We start from the raw sequence: 23,640 nt of genomic DNA, 5'->3' as shown, positions 1-23,640 counted from the left end.
AGAAAGGGGGTGATAGGCTAAACGTGCAAATATCACCCAATTGTGCTTGTTTGTCATTTCGAGTGAAGGCCCTGCTGGAGCGAGAAATCTATAAAAATGCTCAAGATCGGACCGACAGAAGATTTTGCTTCTTGATTGAACGAATAGATTTCTCCGAAAAGTCGAAATGACAGAGCAGGGTTTGGGATGACAGAGCAGGGTTTGGGATGATAGAAAGGAAAGAGTGACAATTTGCGGGAAAAATGATCAAAGGAAGTACGTATCAATGTGAAGTTGAACCTAAAATATGCATTAGATAATCTATTCCAATCATAAAGCACTTTGAAATAGACACTTAACATATATTTATTGAATCACCATAGCGGTGCTATGCCTCTTCAATATAAGTGCCTCTTTCTTTGCGCTTTATAGCATTCATCACGATTCCTAATGCATAATCCAGGTTGAACATTGCACTACAAAAAAACCACCAGAGCAAAAATACTCCGGTGGTTGCGATTCCTTACTTCGAATTGCTTTTTCTTATTAATGCCCTACGTTTAGTACAATCATTTTCTGTTCGCTTCTCTTACTTCCTTGAGATATGACCACCTGGTACACACCAGTATCAAAACGTTCTCGAGGCCTTATCACCAGATTAGAGTGCATCACGGCATCGCTTGCAAATGCTTGAGAATAAACAAGAATTCCTGAGACATTGTATATTTCTATATCTATGTTATCTACATCATTGCTAGTCAGAATACTAATCTCAAATTCATCTCCATCGGATGGATTTGGATAGGCATGAGACATAAGAACAGGGATTCTGTTTTCATTTTCTATGCCTACGACTTTAGAATAAACTGCACTTGTATCTTGCATTTGTTTCAGTCGATAGAAAATTACCTTATTGAAATTGACCTTGTCCTGATGTCTACTGACATCTCCCAAGTAGCTCGCTACTTCTACAAAATCTCTACCCGTGCGAGAACGCTCCAAAATGGTCCTATCGAAATCCTGAAAGGACGTCCATGATAATTCTATGGCGCCAGTTTCTACCGAGCTACCTACCAAATCGGTAGGCCGTCTTGCTCCTGAATTCAGGTCGCTAAAGTCGTCCATGGTGAATTGAAGATATTGATCATCAATCATCACATTTCCGTGTAGATCAACTACCTCATCCAGATGTACTTCCATAAGTCCAGCGGAGTATGTACTAAGGAAGGTTTCATTAGGTACAATTCTCAACAAGTGCTCATGGCTATACATTCTATAGGTACCTGAGGGTATATCGGTGGCATTACCATTGACCATTTGGCTGATGGTGACTCCGTCAAAATCTCCTATCGGTTCAGAAAATGTAAATTCAAAATATTGGTCTTCTACATTAAACATCCCATCAGCAGGCTCAAATACATCCATGAATTCTGGTGCCGTCCGATCAATCGCACCGGCAGCGCTTTCCGAATAGTTTGTTTTGCCGTGATCTCCGTAGGCGATGGCGTATACATAGTATTGTCCATCTTCTATGGTCAGGTTGGAGAGATCCCATGCTACTTCTACTTCTGGTTCGTTAGAATTCTCCTCCGTTCTTGACTCATAGAGGCTAGCCAAGTCCGATTGATAGAATCTTTTTATTAGCATGAAATCATTGCTACGGGATTCCTTATATACGACGTCTACACTGTCTAATGACTGGGTTTGACTGTATAGGTCATAGCCATCCACCACAAAACTGGTCGCCTGATGCTCAATATTCATGACCCACAGATCTGGATGGCTGATATTGATGTCTGACACGTTTTCACTAAAGTTTCCTAGCGGGATGCTTAGCACGTTATCCTCTAACTCATTGGATGCAAGATCAAACACGCCTTCAATGGTAATTTCCAAATTGGAACCAAAACTGGTGTAGAGTGCCTCATAGTCTTCATGAGTTTTGTCCAAAACAAATGACACGCCCTGGTCTCCGAGGTAAGCCGAAATGGCTTCAAAATTCTCATCTCCAATCTTAGCTGTGACCTCAAAATTTCCCGCATGCTCTACCTCTTCACTAAATGTAACTTCGAACTGATCTGTTTTCTCTAAACGCACCGGGCTTGATACGACAACAGGAGCTGTCTGATCAATAGTGAGGTAGATACTCTCAGAAGCACGATTCTGACCTGCAGCCCATGCCACGAATTGAAACTCGTATTTTCCTTCCTGGTAGGCGTCTGAGGACATGTCGATGGCGACATTGTCAGTACCCGATTGCAGATCACTTCTCGTCAGCGTTTGTACAGCTATCCAATCTCCCTCTTCAAAACGATATCTAAGTTTCACTTCATCAAGCCTGGAAGTCTTTTCAAAGGCATCATAGTCTGAAGCATAATATTTCTGTTCACTTACATCGTCCTTACTGTTCAACCAGTACCTCCCGTTTTCATCTACACGATCATTATTGACATAGAGTGAAATGGCTGATACCGGATAATTGAAAGCATCCAATTTAAACGACCATTGAATATCGTCTGCGGGGTTGCCGGCCATGTCTTCCAATCCGGATACTGTAATAGTCACCGAGTGGCCATCATAGGTACTCAGTACTGCATTGCTGATCATGATATCCAGACCACTGCCATTTACTGAAGCGGTATAATACATTGCATTCTGATCAAAACTATCAGTACCAGTATAATAATCCAGACTCTCGACGACTGATCCATTTTCATTGTCATGAATGTCTATGGTGATGACCGATTCTTTCTGTGCAGTGAATTTTCCTGCATTGATTGTCTCACTCATGGTGAGGCCGACTCCATCTCCCTTAGAAAGAAGCTCATCTGCCGGCTCGGGCCATTTAGCTAAGTACGGAGTTGTAAGATCAACTCTACCCGTCCAGGCCTCAGACTCACTACTGCCACCACTTTCGCCATAGACTATAGCTTTGATTTCATACTCGCCATCGGGAAAATCCTCAGTGCTCGGCTCCCATTGGAAGACGCTATATCCTCCATTCAGATCTTCCAGTGTAATGATAGTTTCACCTGCTATATCGGTAAGTAGTCTCCAGTCATTTTGTGCGTCGGACAGTGCCCTGGCTTCTACGATGACTTGATCCAGTTGAAAAAGATCGTTGCCTACTTCCAGATCATTCAGCTCAATACTCAACGATCTATTGGTTTGCTGTCCTAATGCATTCTTCTTCGTACTGATCAGCCAGTTGCCTCGATCCAGCGGTAAGGATACTGGAGAAACAGGACTTATAAATACCATGGTGATGTCTACATGATCGGTCTGACTGGGTGCGAGATCTGTGACATTGCAGGCGCCTCCCACATAAGGCCTGAATACCACTGTCCCTTTTACCGCTGGTGCAAATATCTTGGATAGCGTAGTGGTAAAGTAGAGTGGCTCAGAGCCCTGGGTATAGATCGAAGAAGGAAATATAGGGTGGATCGGAAAGTCGCCATTTGCTTTCAGGGTCTCTCCGTCCATCCCGGTATTGGGCCCTCCGGTGATGCCTCCTTGCTTGTACTCCTCGAGTGGAGATTCGTTCCAGATCTTCAGCTTGAAGACGAGCAACTCATCTCCTTCTACGACCAGTGTAGAGGGCGACGGATTTCCATCCTCATCGGTGATGGCGATTTTGAAGTCGTCTCGCTTGATGGTCCCTTCTTCCCAGGGGCACGACGAGTGCCCTGAGGTCACATAAAACTCCGGTGAGCTGTAATAATTGTGACCGGTAGGGTCGGTCATCACCCATACATTGAACTCATCTCCCGGGTCGTCATCGATCAAATGATACCCTATGGATAAGCTCGAGCCATTGGTTTTTACCTGTGAGATATTATAGCCAATACCGAAGCCCAAATCCAAACTAGCAGAACCCTTGACTTCAGCTGTATTTGTTAAAATTTGAGCTCCTGCCCCAAGACCAGCCCAAGTACCTATCGTAACAGTCTTGAGTACAAAAGTACTTATTTGGTCTAAAATATTTACTGATAATCCGAACGCAGCATTATGCGAGAAGGACTCAGAAGAGGTCAATGATTTTGCATAGTGCAATCCGGCCGAAAAGCTGATATTCTCTACATAGTCAAACCTTTTCTTCGACAAGTTGTCATCTCGAGTATCTATGTAATTGCCCTCTTCCGTGTCAGGAGTCTTTCCTGACTTCTCAGCCTGAAACAATTCAAAACTGGTCCACAGGTCCTGAAATTGATTCATGACTTCATCGAACTCTTCTATATCTGAATTCGTCCAGCTAGGTGTAAAATCACCATTATCGTTGGTCACTCCGGCCATTTCATACTCGTAAATATTAGACTCGAAATATCCCGCTCCATCTCTATTAGCATTCGAGCGTATTGTTTTCTTTTTCGTTTTCTTAAGAAAATCTGTACTTCTACAATACCTAGATAAATCATAAAAGTTTTCCCTAATTCCAAAATCTTCCAACCTTCCATTAAAATCATCTTCTAGAATTTTGCTATACAATCTTTCATGAATATGCTCCACCATTTCGCATACCTTCACCGGGATGCGGTATTTGGTGTCATGCCAATCCAGAATGTGCTGGATATCGTTGATTCTGTCCTCAAGAGATTTCTTGGTAAAGGGCTTCTCTTTCGAATTATCAGCTACTTTACCTGATTCGATCTCGGCAGTCTTCACATTCTTGTCCTTACCTGCCAGTCTTTGGTAATACGCCAGATCCTCCTCCAGCTGTAGGCGGGTCATCACCCACTGGGTACTGATCTCATGCGGCTGTACAGTGAGCTGTATCTGCCCAGTGACCTTACAATCGCCATCAACGGCTACAGTTCTGGCTGCCCCATATTTGTTGACCACACCCAAACCGACAATGACGTCTGCGGCCTTGTCGATATTGTATTTTTCAGCTTCAAAATGATAATTGGCCTGTCCACTGGTTTCTATTCTCTCATTGAATGAAAGCGTGAACTCACCCGAATTGCTCTTTTTCTCTGTAAAATCCGTAGTCAAACTGATATTATTTTTTATACCTGAACTAAACAATCCTATAGAAAATTCTTTCGCAATTTTCACTTCTTCACTCGCTTCAAATCCATTGCTAATCTGATAGTTCATAGAAGAGCCTTTGTCTATCCAGGCACTACTCCCATCTCCCGGTGGATCATGCAGAACAAAAAGTGGATATAGAGTCTGATCAGGATCCAAGATAAAACCACTGCCGGCTAGTGATTTGGCTCCTGTGACTACTACCGTCATGATTTCTGTACGCAGATAATTGTCATTCTGATCATAGTAGTTGAATTCTATCCCCCGTGTAAAGGGTGTGATGGGGTTGATATTGCTCGCAGTAAACGTGTAGGCCTCCCAAGCCCCATCGTAGCGTAACGTGTCACTTTGTCCATCAGTAGTTGTACCGCCTCCATTATTTACCACCACATATCCACTGGAGAGTTCACAATTGGAGCCGTCTGTCATCACGGTATGCAAGTCCATTTTGATGGTATACTCCTGACCACTGGTGAGAATATAAGCATCACTCACTTGATCGGGCTCAGGGTTTTCGACAAATAGGCAATGCGTCTGAGACGGTGTGAATGAAGGTATAATCACCACGGGTCCTACATAATTAAATTCATAAACCTTTGGAAATAAGCTGCCATCTGCCCAAGGTATATTCTTTTGGTGTTCTGCTACGGTACCGTCATTAGCAGCATCATACTTATTTTTATAACTCAATAAACTATCTCCAAGTGGAATATAAAGCGTTTTGGAGCGGAGCTCTTCCAGAAAAGACTTGGATTTGGAAGTGAGTGGCGTGACGTCCAGGACTTTTACGTTATAATTTTTGGCAGGCAGATCCAGGGCCTGACTTCCGGTCATATAGATCAAAGTATCGTAGCCTTCGTCCTCTGACAAGAACATGCTCCAGGTATAATCGGTGATGGGCTTGCAATCGGACTCCATCATCTGGATAACGATCGGTACCAACAAGGTATCTGTGAAATTGCTCATCACCTCATCTCCTGCCTGAATGGTGCTTGCCGCTATTACGTTTTCTAGCGATTTGAAATAATAATAGGGCTCTGTATTTACCGCTGTACCTTCCCCAGCTGATGTGGTAAGTTTTATCCTGTAGCTCTCCATCTCAGCGTTGTAAGGGACATCGAATGTGTATTGCCCCCCTTCTACCTTAGTGGAGGTAATGAAGGTTTCTCCATTCTCATCGTATTTAGACCCAAAGATCGAGGCGGTATACGAATCGCTCGACACCAATAGGTCAGTGGCCGAGTACTGCAAGACGCCGCTGATCAATATGGAAGACTGGTCAAAGATGGGTTCTAGTCCCATGGTAGTCAAACCAGAGGAAAGCTGAGCAGTCACCTGACCAGGAGCATAATCGATATTGTCGGGCACAGGAGTCACGGTGTATTCGACATGAGTCTGATCATTTTTGCCAAAGGGGAGGTTGCCAAAGGCATATTGTCCGTTGGAATGAGTGATGACTGTATCAATCACCCAGTACCCCTCCATTAGGCCGGTCAATCGCATCTCTACACCTCCGACACCATTTCCTTCTTTGGTCAGGAGGCTCCCGTTGATATTGCCGGTCATACCTGTGCCCATGCCCATAGCTGCGCTATACCAGCTGGTAGTATTATCGAATACATGTTGTACTTCGTACACATATTGATTTCCAGGGCTGATATCCAAATCCTGATACTGGTACTCCGCATCTATACTAACATTACTGACGGTATGAATTTTAACTCCGTCGCGATAGAGGATGAGGTGCTTTCCGGATTCACCTTCGTGACGCAAGCTCATCGTGATATCTATCCTGTTGGCGATGTCGCGGGAAGCGGTGACGATAGGATAATTCAATGAATTGATGGTGGGCTCCCAATCAACTGTGGCAGACGAACCTGCTTCGGTGTAACCTTTCGCCTGGATTGTAAATGAAATTTTATTATCTCCATTATGCAAGCAGCACTCAGTCTCTTTATTCAAATGCCAGCTTACCTGTTCATAATTATCATAAGTAAATAGGTACTGTCTTTCTGTATTTGCGAGGTTCTGTACGATATCCCTCTTAAATTGCTCAAATTTATCCGATGAACTGACAGACACTTTCCACTCTTTGACTGGTAGGTCTGCATAATCCCAGCTGATCAGCGCATAGTCACCATTTGCTTTCCAATTGAGGGTCGGTTGGAATGCTGGCAGCGCTGGAAATATATAGGTTTCACCTATGGCAGCTGCCTGATAGGTCTCTCCACCTCTGGTCGCTGATGGCACAATCGTAATGGTATATTCTGTATCTGGTACAGAAGTATGATGTATATATTGATATTGAGTCTGATTAGCAACTGCTGCTATCCAGGCACTATGGGTTTTATTGGATTGATTGGTACTTGAGCCATCATAATGCTCATATTCTACCGTGACATTGAATCCATCAAAGTCTCTGACCTCGTAGTCCCATGAGATGGTCTCTATCAGTTTATTCTGATCACTATTTCGGTGGAGATTTTGAATATCAGGCAAATCCGGAAATAAAACACTTTTCTTGTTTCCTAAGGAGCTTGTCTCTACTATATCGCGGTAGGTTCTGACCTCATAGGTACTGATGGTACCCGGTATACCTGTGGTATCAGAGTAGCTTTCCATGCCCAGATCATCGGTCGGTCCATAGATGACTTCTCCATTTCGAAGTAGCTCCATGGCTGTGATTCCGGTGTTTTGTAAATCGGGATAACTCCAGCTCACTTCAATAGCATTGGTCAGTTTGTTTTCTGATGTAGTCAAATCCTCGACGTCTGCCGAATATGGATAAGACTTGGAAATCGCTGTGAAACCTTCAGACAATACCGCGCTACCAGCTCCTTCTGATTGAATGAAGCTATAGATCTGATATCGATAATTTTGGCCTGTGACTCCATTCGTATGGGTATAGCTGTTGTCCTCATCTTCTCCCAAGTCAGCGACTACTTGATTATTGATCACAATTCTATAGCCCCTTCCCGGATACTCATCTGCCCATTTTAGTACGGTATAGCCATTCACTTCTTCGGTTTCCAGGTAGGCTGGTGGACTCAATACCGGGAAGTCTGCATTCACTGACTGCGCTGTACCATAGATTTTCTCTGAATTAGCATCCAGTATGTACGGTGTGGCAGTATAGACCTGCTCATGACCACTTTCGCCACTCTGGTCGAAGTAGACCAGGTCTTCGTGGTTGGTCAGGTCAGCAATGTCGTGGAGATATCGAGATAATTTCACGCCATCATATTTGCCTGAGGTAAGTTGTATTCGCAGCTCCACACCATAATCATAAGGGTTTGGATGAGCCGTTATGGCAAATGCAGCTGCTGTCGCATGTTGCTTTGCCATGCCTTGATAGACAAAATTGTTTAAGGTGAAGTCCTTAGTATAGACGAGTTGATTCTCTTTTAGAGTAATTGTATAGGACTGCATCTCGTCTTCATTACTATCCCAGTTATACTCGTTCAATGTCAGAGTATGGGATGAACTTGTGCCAGGATCACCGTAGATCTCATCGAACCGGTAGTGTCCTGTACTATCAGTTTCTGTCCATTTTCTACCAATGTTCATCGCTATCCCGGGCACACCTGTACCCTCACTATCATATATATAGCCCTCTGCGATAAAAACTATTTTTCTCATTCCTGCATCTGTTGCACGTTTTGAGAAATTTTCATGTGAGCCATTATTATCAGCATCATAGACTGCTCTCACCTGATAGGCATAGTTCATATTGGATGCAATCATAGCATCTTGATCGTGGTACCATCGGGCCTCTGATGAGGTAGTTTTTATAAGAACTCCATCTCGATAGATTTCAAATTGGGCAGCACTAAAATCTCGATACTCCCAGGATAGGAAAATACCATCAGAAAGATCATCACTGGCCTCAAAATTCGTAATCTCCCACATGCCTGGGGATTCGGTACTTGTAGAGGCTTCGCCCTCTAGTTCAAACCTGGTTGTCTTAATAATCTCATTGTCCGCAGACATTTGGTGCATATACAATTGATCCTGACCGGCGAACTCGTTGCCAGTCAAGCTTCCAATATTTGGATCTACTTCAATGGCATGGGTGACATCTTTTTTACGATCACTAATCATCCAGTGGTCGACCTGGATGCCTTCTTGCCATGCCGTTTGACTTACAGTATTAGAGATATTAGTCCAGGTCAATTTATGATAGTCTATTCCCGCACTCGCAGACAAATTTAAATCTGGCAAAGTATTGGATCCCTGAGTGCCAAATCCCTCATAATTGGACTGATCTACGTCGCTACGGTCGAGAACAAAAGTACCTTCCTCATTGATTTTATATCTGGCCCATTCGTAGGTGATTTTTTGCTGGTACGTACCCAGATAGTTTTTGAAGTTATAATAAAATTTAGAATTACTTTCATCATAGTGTGCTTGACTTTTGTCCAGACTGGCCACTAACACTGAATCTGCAAACAAGACAAACCCACTATAGTTGTCAGTAGCAGACAGATCGGTAGTGGTAGGCAGGCTTACCCAATCGCCTCTTCCGACGTCGGAATCGGACTTGTTTTCAAGAATTTTTCCAGATACCTGATCATTAATCAGTGGATAATTCTCCCAGACACTCTCTGATACTTCAGAAATATCGCTGCCTGACACTGCGACCACTTGATACTCATAGGTCTGTCCTGGCACTCCTGTACGATCGGTAAAGGTATAACTCCCAGACTGCGTGTAAGGTACGTGACCAATAGACACTGAGTCATAGCTCTCCGTTGAGCTTCTGGTTCGGAATACTTCTAAATAGTCGGCATAAGCCAATGCAGGATAGGAGAAGGTCAGTACTAGCACATCGTCCGAACCTATCGCACTGGCTTCTGATGGCGCAACGGAGAGGCCAGTTACCACTGACATCTCTGGATAAAGTTGCACAAAAGAGGTATCATGATGCAGGAAAATTTTATTCTCTGTGTCGTACCCATAGCTCTTTAGACTATAGGCATACTGCTGACCAGCTACTCCCGTAGTATCCATAAATGTAAGTCTCTCTGTATTTGTGCCTGTCTGTGCTACTATTCCGATGAGGTCTCTATCTCTGTATACATTGGTATAGATAGTAGTACTTGTGTTCAAAGAATAATCAGAAGAAAAACCAGAAACTACGGTGGGTAACCATGTAAACTCTGTCACGTTCTCCTTTTGAGTGATCAATCCGTTCCACACAAAAATCCCCTTTTCGTCACTTTCAGGAGCCACGGAGTCTGTCTTCACTAGCAGGGTCAGCTCATGATCGGATCGATTGAGTATGAATTCATTTTCCGGCAATTCATCCAGGACATAAGTGGCTTCTTCTCCATAATATACGCTGCTAGTTTTGAACTTGCCATACTCCTGATCTGAAAAAAGTGTTACCTGCTGCTCTTCTTCTTCGATGGTAGAAGTGGCAGTATAGGTTTGGTTTTCGATCACAAAATCATTCTTATTATCCAACAACCAACCTTGTACGATTCCATTGGCTGGTGCCATTGAATTTTCATCTAATTCAATGTATTGGCCATATACCACTTCTCCGTTTACTATGGGATGGATACCGTAGGTGTGCGCTTTTCCATAGGTCATAGTGATGTCCTGATAGGTACTCACGCCCACCAGACGAGCCAGGCGATTTCCATCCCGTGTAAGCAGTACAGTATCTCCGAATGTACTTTTGACCATAGTTTCATCCCATGAGAGATCTAGGGCGTCGGTCACCATATCGTAGCCTGCGGATAGATTCAGATCGTGGGTAGCGATGTCAATAGTAGCGACTGCATCTTTATCCTTATAGTCAGTTTCCTGTGCCACCTGTTTGGCGTTGATTTTTTTATAGACTGGAACAACCGAGTAGGTGTAGTCATGCCCTCCGAGTATTGTCGTCTCCGAGGACTCATCGTAGCTGTCCGACCAGCTATATACATAAGCTCCACTGCCATCAGTATTTCGCTCAGCGTACGGGGTATCTATGGTTTCTACCTCTATTTCTTCATTAGTATGGTTGTCCTTCCTACTGATTATGAATTCTTCTGCCCTGGAAGTGGTAGTGAACGCAAAGCTATTTTGATACGTGTTTACTGTATTGTCGAACACGGAGGCAGACTCAGAGAAGGTCGTTGCTCTGGAGGGGCCAGAAGTCATATTTTCCGTGATTAATGTCAATACACGACCTGAGCCTACTTCGGATACCTTCAGGGTATAATTGTGAGTGGTACCCGGAGCTACATAGTGTGTATAGTTGAGCGATTTGGCATCGAAAGTATTTGGACGAATTGGTGCAAATTGATAATATAGAGTCTTACTATTTATACCTTTCACACATTTATCATCGTCGGCACAATAATTCGTCTGGCCACGATCAAAAGTCCACTCATCATATAACCCCGAAGGATAAATATGATCTGAAACTCCACGATAGACATTATTCATATCCACCTTGAGCTGAGTTTGTGTACGAGTAGTATTCCAGCATCTAACCAAACCTAATTCACCCATAAAAAGCATTTGGGTAGAGCCAATAAACTTTATTTTATTTGAGCCACTAGTATGGTCAAAATCACTCGGTAGGTTTATCAGCCCTCCATCTACATAAAGTTTAAGCTGCCCGTTGCCATAGGTCATTGCCACATGCGTCCATGCATTTTTATCAATTTGCATATTATCTAAAACAGCTGTCTTACCCTGGCTATTTATCACCCATTTAGTACTGAATGAATAGCTAAGTGACATGCCATCCTGTGGTTCACTAGAAAACAAATCTAATGTATTATATTGCGTGTATGGCAGTTTGACATAAACCTCCACAGTCCAAGAATCTGATGTTGACGTATAATATTCACCAGGAAGAGCTGCATATCCATAATCTAAATCCAGAGATTGCTCCCACAACCCTGAGTAACCCGTAGATTGATCCTGCAAATCTACCTGTTGATTGTAGATCTCTCCTTCAGTAGCGTCAGAGAGAGTGAGGTAGGCACTTTCGTTTTCAAGCATCTCGAATATCTCTTCACTTAGGGTAATCTTATGGGTGATTTCGTATTCACTGGCTACGGTCACATCATAACCTAAACTATTGGTTATATCATTACTGTTTGCTATCGTAAAGTAGGTAGCACTATTATCTTCAAAATCTACAGTCGCATAGAATTTTCCGTTGTCATAGTCGGTAAGTTCGATGTATTCTACTTCTACTCTCTGGTTAAAATCAGCAGTTGGACTAGTCAAGAGATAATAACTATCATTTCTATTTTCCAGATTGGAGACATTATCAAAAGACAAAGTAACTCTCGGTACCCCACCTTCATCTTCAACTTTGTAGACTCGGTTCAGTCGATTATTAGATGAGCCTGTGTTGCCGTCATGGCCAATGAGCAGAGACTGGAGATTATTGTTCAACACGCTAGAATTTACCAGGTTGGAGTTCGGAAATGTGCCTTCCTGACTTCCAAGATAAACGGCAAGTCCTATCTCGTCGCTGCTTTGCTTGCTCTGTTTTTGATAGAGTCCGGAGGCATTGTCTCTGACCAGACCAATGACATCGTGGTGATAAGCTGCATTGGCTGATGCGTCCCACAGGATGGTTCCATCAGCGGCCAGATAGTCTCCATGTACATCTCCATTTTTATTGTCCAGAGTGATTCCATATTTAAGAGCCAGGTAGGATTCAACTTTCATTCGTTCTATGGAAGACAATTCTGAGCTAAACGCAATGATTTCACTTACTTCACCTTCCAGGTATCCACTGGTCTTAAATGCTCTTTTGCCGATCGCAAATCCGTTGATATCAAATGCTCCGGATCGGGTAATTGACTCAAAACCACTACCATCACTGGCGGTTTGCCATAGATCATTAGAATCGTCTGTCTGAAAAGTGTACACATGTGGAAATCCATCGATCTCTCCGTCAAAATCAATACCTGAGCCACTATAACCTTTTACCTTTTTGTTATCACCATTACTTTCAATGACAAATGAAGACTCACTGGCATCGTTTTCATCAGATTTGGTCGCGGAGAACAATCTTTGCCATCCTTGCCTGTCAGGCCTATTTTCTTCGTCAGGAACAATATTGCCGACGATGAAAAAAGTCATTTTCGATTTACTATAATTCCATGTACCACTCAAGGCATCGTCACCGTCAAATCCAATGGCTTTATTAAAATTGAACGCACTATATTTCTTTTCGGGATCGGAATCAACCGCATTGGCATGATGACCGTTTCCACTTTGGTCTTCCCATTGAATAATATGATTATCAGTGGATGGGTTGGGAGATATGGTACCCCAATCCGCCTTTAGCCAAAGCTCCAGACCATCAGAAAGCCCTCCCGGTAGAGTTTCTTGTGCTTGTGATATGTACGTCACAAACACAAAAAAAACGACACTTACAATTCTGTAATAATGTTTCATAGTAGTTTTTTTTAGAAAAAAAGTATAAAATATTTACTGTGGGGACTTGCCAGAAGTAAGTATAAGCTGAGACCTATGCTCTGGATAATTACTGTAACCTTGACAGGCTAATACTTGTTGAATTTTGCTTAGACCATGCTGATGTCTAAGCAATCTTATTAATTCATCATTTGAAATAAGGGGTATCATCCATCGCTGCTTTAAGACACCTTGTTTCAGGATTGAAATTGCAAGATTTTTACCTTTCTGCTTCTGCCGAAATCATTCTCTAAATGTTTTCAAAGGCTACCGCTCCATGCATAGACATCAAAGTTCAACCGATTGAAATGAGGTTGTAATGCTATGGGTGAAAAAATAAAAGTCAGTTGTTTTTATTTTCATCGTTCGGCCCTACGCAGAGCCAGCCGGAATCCAATACGCCGTGAAGTTGGTATACAAATTAAATGAGAGGGGAGTCTCAATGTTGATTCCTGTCGTAAAAAATATTGACTAGCGATTAAGAGATGAAGTACTTGTTGGAATACTGTCAAACGACAGCTTAAAGTATGTAAGAAAAACAGTAGGAAGCAAAAATATTTTGAAGCCAGAATCACCGAAAACGGTAACGAAACCGATTTCGTAGCTTGATTGCATTCCTAATTTATTTTCATTCCAAATAATGAAATTGCGAATTGAATCGCTTTTCCAATTTTTCCTATAACTTGACTCTATGAAAGGTCAGGTGACACTCAAGGACATTGCCAAAATGTTGAAAATAAGCGTTCCGACGGTTTCGAGAGCGCTCAAAAACTACCCAGATATTAGTCGTGAAACCAAACGCAAGGTTTTGCAATTGGTAGAAGAACTAAACTATAGGCCGAATCAATTTGCACTAAATCTTAGAAAGAATAAATCGAACACTATTGGTGTATTAATTCCTGAGATTGTTCATCATTTTTTCTCTACGGTAATAAGTGGAATCATAGAAGTAGCTGATGAGCAAGGCTACAGCGTGATGCTTTTTCAAACCAATGAGTCTTTTGAACGTGAGGTGAGAGAGACCAGAGTCATGCTAAACGGAAGAGTCGACGGCTTACTTATCTCACTATCAAATGAAACCAAAAATCTTGACCATCTTCGGGAATTTGAGCGGCACAATGTTCCGGTGGTGCTTTTCGACAAGGTAATGGATGGTCTTCAAGCCAGTCAGGTGGTGGTTGATGATTTTGAAGGTGCTTATTCTGCAACCCAACATCTAATAGACCAGGGCAATGAACGGATAGCATACATTCGCGGTCCTCTGGAACCACGCAACTCTGTGCGCCGGTACAATGGTTTTGTAAAAGCATTGGAAGATGCTGGTCGAAGATTGGACGAAAGGTATTTGAAAACATGCCACCGCGTATCTAAGGAGGAGGGCTATGAGTTTACACAAGAGCTACTGAATCTGACAGAGCCTCCGGATGCCATTTTTGCAGCAACAGATCTGGTGGCTATAGGTTCTATGCAGGCTATTCATGACAAAGGTCTTGAGATTCCGAAAGATATTTCACTTTGTGGATTTAGCGATTGGATGATGGCCTCTGCAGTAAATCCGCCATTGACATCAGTAAGACAACCTGGTTTTGAAATGGGCAGACAAGCCGCAGAGCTTTTGTTTTCTGACATTAAAAATATTGATGAAGGAGTGCTCAAAGAAACTAAAACTGTAGAACTAAAGACTGAACTTATCCAACGAGCTTCAACTACGAGAATATAACTACTTGCCCGGAATGTTTCCGGTAGTTATTGCTTGATGATAATACCGCAATTTTCAAGAAAATAACATGATCTAATTAGTTGCAAGCATAGCAGCTCCGAAGACACCGGCGCTGTCTCCAAGTTCAGGTTTTAAAATCAACAAGTCAGGGTTATTATTAAACAAATGTTTTTTTACTTCCTCTACACCCACAGTATACAACCTATCTATGTTGCTGACACCACCACCAAGTACGACTACATCCGGATCCAATATATTGATGACTGTAGACAGTCCCAATCCGAAATAATGCATGAGTCTATCAATGGTTGCTTTCCCGTTTTGGCTATTCCCTGTCAAGTATTCTGAATAAATATGTTGAAGTTTTTTTCTCTCGCCGAAGTTCTCATAATAGAACCTTTCGAGGCTTTTGCCTGACAATATAGTCTCGACACACCCCACTTTACCACAATAACAAGGCCCTCCAGTTTCATCCAAAAAATTATGTCCCCATTCTCCGGCAATTCCCTGGCGACCGTTGATCACCTGTCCGTTGACAACCAATCCCCCTCCTACACCCGAACCCATAATAACACCAAAAACCACCTTGGCATCGGGCATTACTCTTTTCACTACTCCTAATTTGGTTTCTGCCAATGCAAAACAGTTCGCATCATTACTAAATACCACTGGAATGCCCAGTTTCTTTTCCAAATCATCTTTAAATGGTTTGCCATTCAGATTGGTGGAGTTACAGTTTTTGAGTTTATGGGTAAGTGGGTCTAGCGTGCCAGGTGTGCCAATACCCAATTTTTTAGGCTCTTGCCCGGTCTTCTCACTCATTTCACTTATGAGGAGTTGAATCCGATCCAGTACATGCTGGTAACCTTGATCTGCTTCTGCCGCTATTCTCTCTCGACACAGCACATTTGGTTCGGAAATACTATTAATCACTACCCCTTCTATCTTGGTACCTCCCAGGTCTATTCCCCAAAATGCCATATTATAATTATCTTAAAAGTAATAAGTTACAATAGTGGCTGTAATTGCCAATAGAATAATTGCCAGTATTCTATAATTTTGATACCAGGCCATTGATTTGAGCTCCTCTGTTTCTTGAGTGAATATCTCTTTGGTCCATATCAAACCATCAGTGCTTTCGCTTTTTGGTGGATCAGTCATAAGACTCACAGCAGCGTGTATGGCCATGCACACCAGTAGTAATAAAGGTGCTGTATGTAGGAAATGCATATCCGATATAAATGGGATATACCCATAAACTTTGATTACAATTAATGTAATTGCGAGTAGTAAACCTATAACAAGGCTGGCAATGGCTCCGTTTCCGTTGGCTCGCTTCCAAAATAGGCCCAATAAGAATACGGCCACTACCGGAGGCGCGATAAAACCTAGTACCATTTGTAGATATTCCCACAATGAAGCAAATTTTTCTATTTGCGGTGCCCAGGATGCGGCTAAAATCACAAGAACTACTGTGGCTATCTGACCTACTCTGACTAGCCCTTTGCTTGACAGATTTGGATTCATTTTGGAAACGAAATCCATGGTGATCAACGTAGAAGCAGAATTCAAGGTGGCGGAGATACTGGAAGACATGGCTGCCAAAAGTCCGGCAATAACCAAACCTAAAACTCCGGCGGGCAATAAATTGTAGATCAAAACTGGATATGTCATATTGGGACAGTTCTGAAGGTTAGTACATAGTACTGATGTTCCGGTTTCAGACACTGTAAAATAGTTGAGGCTGCTAATATCGGTTTGATGAAACAGCACAATCGCTACTAAACCGGGAAATACCATGACAAACAATACGGGCAGTTTGAGCAGGCCAGCAAAGAGCGCTCCCCATCGACCATGATTCAGATCTTTGGCACTAAGCACGCGTTGAACCATAAATTGATTGTTGGCCCAGAAATAGAATCCAAGCAATGGTATTCCAAAGAGCAAGCCGGTCCAAGGCATGACGGGGTCGTTGGCGGGTCCTGCCAGATGCATGATTTCGTTTGAGTTTTTTGCCAGGTAGCCAGAATCCTTCAATCCGTCAAGGCCTGTCATGAGACCCTCCCAGCCTCCTACTTCTGTAAATGCGAAATAGGTCAAAAGGACTGATCCGGCTAGCAGCAATAATGCCTGAATCACTTCTGTATGTACCACGGAGGAAAGTCCTCCTGGTATGGTATAGGCTGCAGCTGCCAGGGCCAATAAACCAATAATCACAATAGAATCCACTTCAGGAAACAAGATTTTGAGGATCAAGTTACCTGCATACAGCCCTGCTGCTGTGTCTATTATTACATTGCCTACTATGGTAATAAATGAGAAATAGTATCTGGATCTGCTGTCGTATCTGCGCTCGAGAAACTCGGGCATGGTATAGACTTTTGTCTTTAGGTAAAAGGGCAGGAAGAAAATGGCAAAAAACACCAGAACTACTGCGGCCATCCATTCATAATTATACACTCCGATATTAGTGTTGTAAGCATCCGAGGACAATCCGATCAGGGTGCTACTACCAATATTTGCTGCAAACAAGGATATTCCGACAATGGGCCATGTCATATTTCTACCTGCTAAGAAATAATCTTCTGAACTTTCTTGATTTCCTTTTTTGATTCCATACCAAATAATACCTAGCAGATAAACAATGATAATCAGTATATCAATCCAATTTAGACTAATGTTTTCCATAATGATACGGTTAGTTCAATATTAAAAAATCAACAAACTCTCAACTTCTTGCATGCTATAGTTGATCTCAAAGTTTGACTTTAGAAGGTCAATGTTCAGCTCAGACCATTCATCATTCAAATCCCATCTTAATTTGATCTGATCATCTGATGTTGGCAAGACACTAAAATTTCCGCCGAACGACGGGTGGGTGTTTCTGAACTTAATCAGCTTGGATAAATCTTTGACCACTGACGATTCCAACATTTGCAGAACCTCGTCGAATTCCAAATATGGTCGATTGATGTCTCGTCCAACTTTGGTAGTTCCGAGCAGTTTTAAATCATTAGCGGCTGCTAAAAAACCTCCATAATATACTTGTGGAATTCCAGGACAAAAAAACTGAATGGCTCTTGCAATTAAGTAGTGGGTACTATTTTTTCCTAATGCTTCATAAAAAGAGCAATTGACCTGGTATATATCCAGATTAGAGCCTCCTTCGCCGGATGCAATACGACTGGTGTTGTTAGAATTTTTATGTATAGACTCGACTAGATAGTCAACCTCCTCATCGGATAGCAGTCCTGGATTGTCATCCTGCTTTGCAATATCCACAATCCCAATTCCATCATGGGTATCTAATACGGTAACGCAGTTTCGTGGACTGATCTCAAGCCAATTTTTTAATTGTGTGCCAGATTTTTTAGCGATGGTATGTAATATGAGTGGAGGTAACGCGAAGTCATAGACATAGTCGACTTTACTTGCGATTTCAATCTGATGTTTGTAGTGTGTGTGAATCTCGACTAAAACGTCAATTCCCATGGCTCTGGCTTTAGATGAAAATTCACCAATAAAGTCATAGGTTTCGGGTATCATGAAACAGGATGTTTCTGGTTTTTTGATGGCATATCCAGCTGCATCTAATCTTATAGATTTAATGCCGTTTAGAGAAAATGTTTTTAATATCTGAGAGATATACGCGCTTCCTTTTTGGTGCAATACATCAATGTCTATTTGATCACTGGTAAAAGTGGTCCAAAAATCATACTCTTCATCTTGTCCGACTTTAATAGTAGTAAAAGGCAGGTTAGGTCTAGGCCGATATATTTTTTTGATCAGGCTTTCACTGGCTCCTTTAGGAAAAACCTTTTCTTTGGTTAGGAACAGATCAAAATATTGAGAGTTATGACCGTGCATTTTAACATCTTGAAACTCTCTCGAATCGGATGAGATATGATTAACAATAAGATCGGCCATCAAATCAAATTCATCAGACAGCTTTTTGATATCCTCCCAGTCGCCTAATCTAGGATCGACCTGGGTGTGATCTTTTGGGTCATATCCTGCATCAGCCCCATCTATCGTATTATAAAAAGGCAATAAATGAATACCGCCTTCAAAATGATCCTTGAGATGATCCGATAAAAAAGCATGGAATTCTGCTATCCCCTTTTTTCCAAATCGATCAATATATGCTATTAGTTGTACCTTATTTTTCATTTGCTCCAGAAGTAGGAATTTTTTAATTCAAAAATAATCTTGCAAAAAATGGGGAAGTCAAAATCTCAATTCTGACTTCCCATTCACTATATTCAAAATCAACCCCCAATTGGTTTTGTTATAATGTTTTAAAAGGTGAAAATCATATTTAATGCAACTGATCGACCGGATACTGATCTTGCTCTGATGTAGTTGTCCTGACCTTCGGTGATGGAGCCTTCTTCAGATTCAGTGATTCCAATGGTGTTGAATATATTGTTAGCATTCAGAGAGGCAGTAAAACCCTGAGCCACCTTAAATGACACATAGCCATTTACAATATTGTAAGCAGGCATCACCAGTTCATTGTTGTCTTGTGCGTATGCCTTAGTTTGGCCGATTACACTTACCCCTATCGCATGTCCTGCTTTCAACGTGTAAGAAGGCAATAAACTATAGGACAAGGCAGGTTGTCTTCTTGGTGTGTTACCAATATTGGTATTACCATCATTGTCAACTATTTCGGCTTTTACATAAGTCAGCATTCCTCTTAGGTCAAATCCTGCTGTGCGGTAACTACCTTCTACTTCTAATCCAAACGACTTGTAATCGTTGCTAAGCACTCTTTGCGTGGTTGCTTCAACTCCGGCCTCTTCTTCAGTTTTGGCATAAAATCCTGTAACGAACAACCCTCCTTTTGTAAAACGTTGCTTATAACCGAACTCTGCTTGAAAGAGAGAGTTTTTAGGAGCTTTATTTTCCAAATAAGGCCCTCCCTGATGCCATGTAGCTCGTTCGCCATTACCTACGTAACCTTGACTGGTTCTAGCAAAAACAGCTACATCGTTACTCAATTTGTAGTTGGCTCCGAATGAATAAGAAACATAATCATAATCATAATTGACCACTTTAGCCTGAGAGTTGTTTACTCTGGATACGCTTCTTTCTGGTGCATCAATTGTACCATTTCCGTTTACATCCAAATTGGCGATTTGCTGTGATGGAGTAACTAATCCAGAAACTCTTGTTTTGTCGTATCTCACACTACCATCTATATTAAGTGCATCTGTAGCTTCAAAAGAAGCCTGTAAATAGGGTGCTGAAACATCATAATTCACATTATACTTACCTGTACAGCAGTTGCCCCAAAATGGTACTCCATAATTAAGTAGCCCCTGATCGGTAATGTCGTTTCCATTGGCGCTTACATTCAATAATTCGGCATCTTCTGTAACCTCCATTAGATAAGTATTCCAAAGCCAGGTCATCTCTATATTTTGATTAGCTTTAAAAAAGCCCAGAGCAACATCGAAATCGTCAAATGACTTGCTCAATTTTGTATCGCTCATCACGTTGTTGAAATTGTTGAGTTCCACGTCAAAAAGATGATTTCTCTGTACCAAACCGTTGTCGGTATCGGTGATGGTCGTTCCACTTGTTACTCTATTGATCGTATATGGAAGAGGCTCTCCTGTAGCAGTGGAGTCTCCATTGGCTACCACAATAGATCCTACGATATCACTGGTAGTACCCACTTGTGCTGTAAACGGAGCAACAAATCTACCGCCATTGAATGCATATCTTGTATTGTTGGATAGGCTCCACCCATCTTGCAGGTCAAATTCAAAGGAAGCTCTAAAAGCATTTCTTTTGGTATGTATCCCATCAGATATGTTCACATTTCTTGCATTTCCATCTGAATCCATGCCGAAATTTTGTCGAAAAAACGGTGATTGAAGTCCATTCGAAACGGCATCAAAACCTGGTACCGAATTCCAGCTGGGGTCGGCATTGGTTCCGCTTACCATTATCGGCATCGGCATATAAGCAGCTGTTCTATCGTTTAAAGCCGAATACTCGATGGTGGCTACTCCGCGTTCGAAAGCCTTGGTCAAACTGGCTTTGAACTGACCTCCTTTATTTACTATATGGTTGGCGTGTCTTGGCCCTTCACCTTGTCTTAAAAATCCACCTACATGAAAACTCATGCCATTAGCTAAAGGCGCTCCATACTCAAAATCAGTACGAAAGGAATTGTAATCAACTCCCAAAGTGGTTGCAATGCTTCCTCCTTCTACAGCTCCTGTTTTGCTAATAAAGTTCAATATGGCTCCTGGCCCGTTGGTAGTAGTAGTGGCAGCAGAGCCACCTCTTACGACTTCCAATCTATCAATAGTCCTATCCGTTCTGATGTATTGGTCTTGCGTACTGAATGCAATATCACCATAGAGCATCAGAGGAAGTCCATCTTTTTGTATTTGCGCATAACGCGATCCGCCTGATGAAATTGGAATACCTCTTACCGAAATGTTTGTATTTCCATCGCCTCCAGACGCTTCTGCCTTGATACCTGGCACAGTTCTAAAAAGTTCTGCTGTTGTCCTAGGCACCGATTCTTGCATCTGCTTAGGATTCACCGTTGTAATAGACACACTTGAACTGAGTTTGGATCTCGGATTCAGCACACCAGTGACTACTACGTCTTCTAATTCCATTAGATCCAAATCCAGGTCTTCAAAGTTCAAGGTGGTAGTTGTACCATCAGCAACGGTAGCTTCAGATTTCTTAGATAAGTAGCCAATCGATGACACAACAACTGTATATGAGCCCGCATCAATCTTATCTATTTTATAATTACCATTAACATCTGTAGCTGCTCCGATAGAAAGCCCTTGCAAAACTACACTTGCACCAATAACTGCATTACCGTCTCGGTCTTTTACATTTCCGTCGATCGCTCCTTGAGAGAATGCAAGTGTTTGAATCCCCAAGTATAACAGACCTAGCAAAGCCCATCTTCCTTTAATTTTTTGTACAATTCGTTTCATAATTCTTTTGTTAAGTTTTAAAATTTAATCCCGTTCAAAACCATTCATGGGTCTGGCCCGATTAGAAATGCCAAGTTTTCTAATGGCCAAATGTTGGGGGGGATATGCTGCCGAGTGATGCATCAATTACTACAGCAAAGATGAAGTACGTAAGGGGTTGCTAGCGCTTCAAATCATACTTCAAAGTATGGCCTAATTATCAACATAAACAAGCCTGTCTTTTCGCAGAAAATGACGAAACCGTTAACGAAACCGTTTTCGTAGCTAGATTTTTTTAATAATTTATAATTGTTCTAAATAAATGATTCAATCTTTAAACCATCATTCTGAATTTTCTCCTATCCCAACTCAGTAAAAAGTCGAGAGGCCGAATGGATGGATGGTTTTCGGATGTGGAGTTTTTTGTTCAAAGAGCAAAATGATAGAGCCCTGGAGAATGACAAAAATAGGCTTAGATATGAGATATGGCGAAATGAACGAATGAACGCACAAAAATCTCTCGCTTATGTTCCTTTGTCATTTCGAGTGGAGGCTCACCGGAGTGAGAAATCTATAAACATGCTCAAGATCGGACTGACAGAAGATTTTGCTTCTAGATTGAATGAGTAGATTTCTCCGAAGGGTCGAAATGACAGAGCAGGGTCGAAATGAAAAAGCAGGGTTAGAGTGACAAGGCAGTGCTAGTATAACAAAGTAGATTTGGGATGATCGAAAGGCTAGAGTGACAGAAGAGGAATGATGATAGGCTAAACGTGCAAATCTCACCCACTTGTGCTTGTTTGTCATTTCGAATGGAGGCTCACCGGAGTGAGAAATCTATAAACATGCTCAAGATCAGACCGACAGAAGATTTTGCTTCTTGATTGACTGAGTAGATTTCTCCGAAAAGTCGAAATGACAAATCAGATTGTATGTGTAGATGCTAAAGGATTCAAAATAGGTGGACAAGCCGCTAAACTTTAGTTTACGCTATCTAGGATAATAATTTTCGCCTAATTGGTAATGCCAAATCAAAAACACTCAGCAATAAACTTACCCCATACACCCCATCCATCGCAGTTAAAACTCATGAGGAAAATCAATTTCCGATTAGAATATGGATCATCGAACGAACTATGCCAATGCGCAGGATACGGTGATTGTATGAGAATGCCCTTCGTCAACCGAGGTAGAGATAGATACACTCTGGTCACTCTGCAACGAAGCAAAATGATCTTCAGTCACAGTGACGCTATGTGGATGTCCACTGCTACCGGTAATATCATAGGTTTTCTCCTCACCAGCAGTTACGTCTGACTTAGAAACTACCAGCTCATGAGGATCAGAATGATTATCTCCTATAGATACTGACGTACCGTTGTCCAGGCAATTGGTATCGTCATCACTATCACCTGGTCCCGGATCGTCTTCTGAATTTGAAGAGCAGTTCCAAAGAGAAAGAAGTGGAATACTTACAAATAGTGCAGCGCTGGCTTTTTTAAGAAATGATTTTCTATCCAT

8 protein-coding genes are annotated in these 23,640 nt (G+C 42.0%); 2 read left to right on the top strand and 6 right to left on the bottom strand.

Annotation, left to right across the window (positions count from 1 at the left end; all coding sequences use genetic code 11):
* Positions 1-525: 525 nt before the first annotated feature.
* Positions 526-13,425 (bottom strand): LamG-like jellyroll fold domain-containing protein, encoded by a 12,900-nt coding sequence (locus tag ABJF11_RS03965; RefSeq protein ID WP_348118203.1) that lies wholly within the window; start codon positions 13,423-13,425, stop codon positions 526-528.
* 709 nt (positions 13,426-14,134) lie between these two features.
* On the opposite strand from ABJF11_RS03965, the gene ABJF11_RS03960 reads away from it, so the two are divergent.
* Positions 14,135-15,163: a LacI family DNA-binding transcriptional regulator gene (locus ABJF11_RS03960; RefSeq protein WP_348118201.1), complete on the top strand. Its 1,029-nt coding sequence runs from the start codon at positions 14,135-14,137 to the stop codon at positions 15,161-15,163.
* A 72-nt stretch (positions 15,164-15,235) separates the two neighbouring features.
* On the opposite strand, the gene ABJF11_RS03955 is transcribed toward ABJF11_RS03960, so the two are convergent.
* The 4 genes from ABJF11_RS03955 to ABJF11_RS03940 all read right to left on the bottom strand — a co-directional run bounded on the left by ABJF11_RS03955 (position 15,236) and on the right by ABJF11_RS03940 (position 22,140).
* Positions 15,236-16,144: an ROK family protein gene (locus ABJF11_RS03955; RefSeq protein ID WP_348118200.1), complete on the bottom strand. Its 909-nt coding sequence runs from the start codon at positions 16,142-16,144 to the stop codon at positions 15,236-15,238.
* 12 nt (positions 16,145-16,156) lie between these two features.
* A complete protein-coding gene (locus ABJF11_RS03950) occupies positions 16,157-17,851 on the bottom strand; it encodes a sodium:solute symporter (RefSeq protein WP_348118199.1) in 1,695 nt (564 codons plus the stop codon).
* Positions 17,852-17,872: 21 nt separating this feature from the next.
* A complete protein-coding gene (gene gtfA, locus ABJF11_RS03945; RefSeq protein ID WP_348118198.1) occupies positions 17,873-19,333 on the bottom strand; it encodes a sucrose phosphorylase in 1,461 nt (486 codons plus the stop codon).
* A gap of 128 nt (positions 19,334-19,461) precedes the next feature.
* Positions 19,462-22,140 (bottom strand): TonB-dependent receptor, encoded by a 2,679-nt coding sequence (locus tag ABJF11_RS03940; RefSeq protein ID WP_348118197.1) that lies wholly within the window; start codon positions 22,138-22,140, stop codon positions 19,462-19,464.
* A gap of 375 nt (positions 22,141-22,515) precedes the next feature.
* Here ABJF11_RS03940 and ABJF11_RS03935 point away from each other — a divergent pair, with 375 nt between their 5' ends.
* Positions 22,516-22,749: a hypothetical protein gene (locus ABJF11_RS03935; RefSeq protein WP_348118196.1), complete on the top strand. Its 234-nt coding sequence runs from the start codon at positions 22,516-22,518 to the stop codon at positions 22,747-22,749.
* Between the two features lie 504 nt (positions 22,750-23,253).
* On the opposite strand, the gene ABJF11_RS03930 is transcribed toward ABJF11_RS03935, so the two are convergent.
* On the bottom strand, positions 23,254-23,640 hold the full coding sequence (locus tag ABJF11_RS03930; RefSeq protein WP_348118195.1) for a hypothetical protein: 387 nt from the start codon (positions 23,638-23,640) through the stop codon (positions 23,254-23,256).

Origin of the sequence: Reichenbachiella sp. (assembly GCF_039941815.1) — a bacterium.
GTDB lineage: Bacteria > Bacteroidota > Bacteroidia > Cytophagales > Cyclobacteriaceae > Reichenbachiella.
Note: the sequence above shows the minus strand (reverse complement) of the source record. Positions and strands in the feature narration are given on the sequence as shown.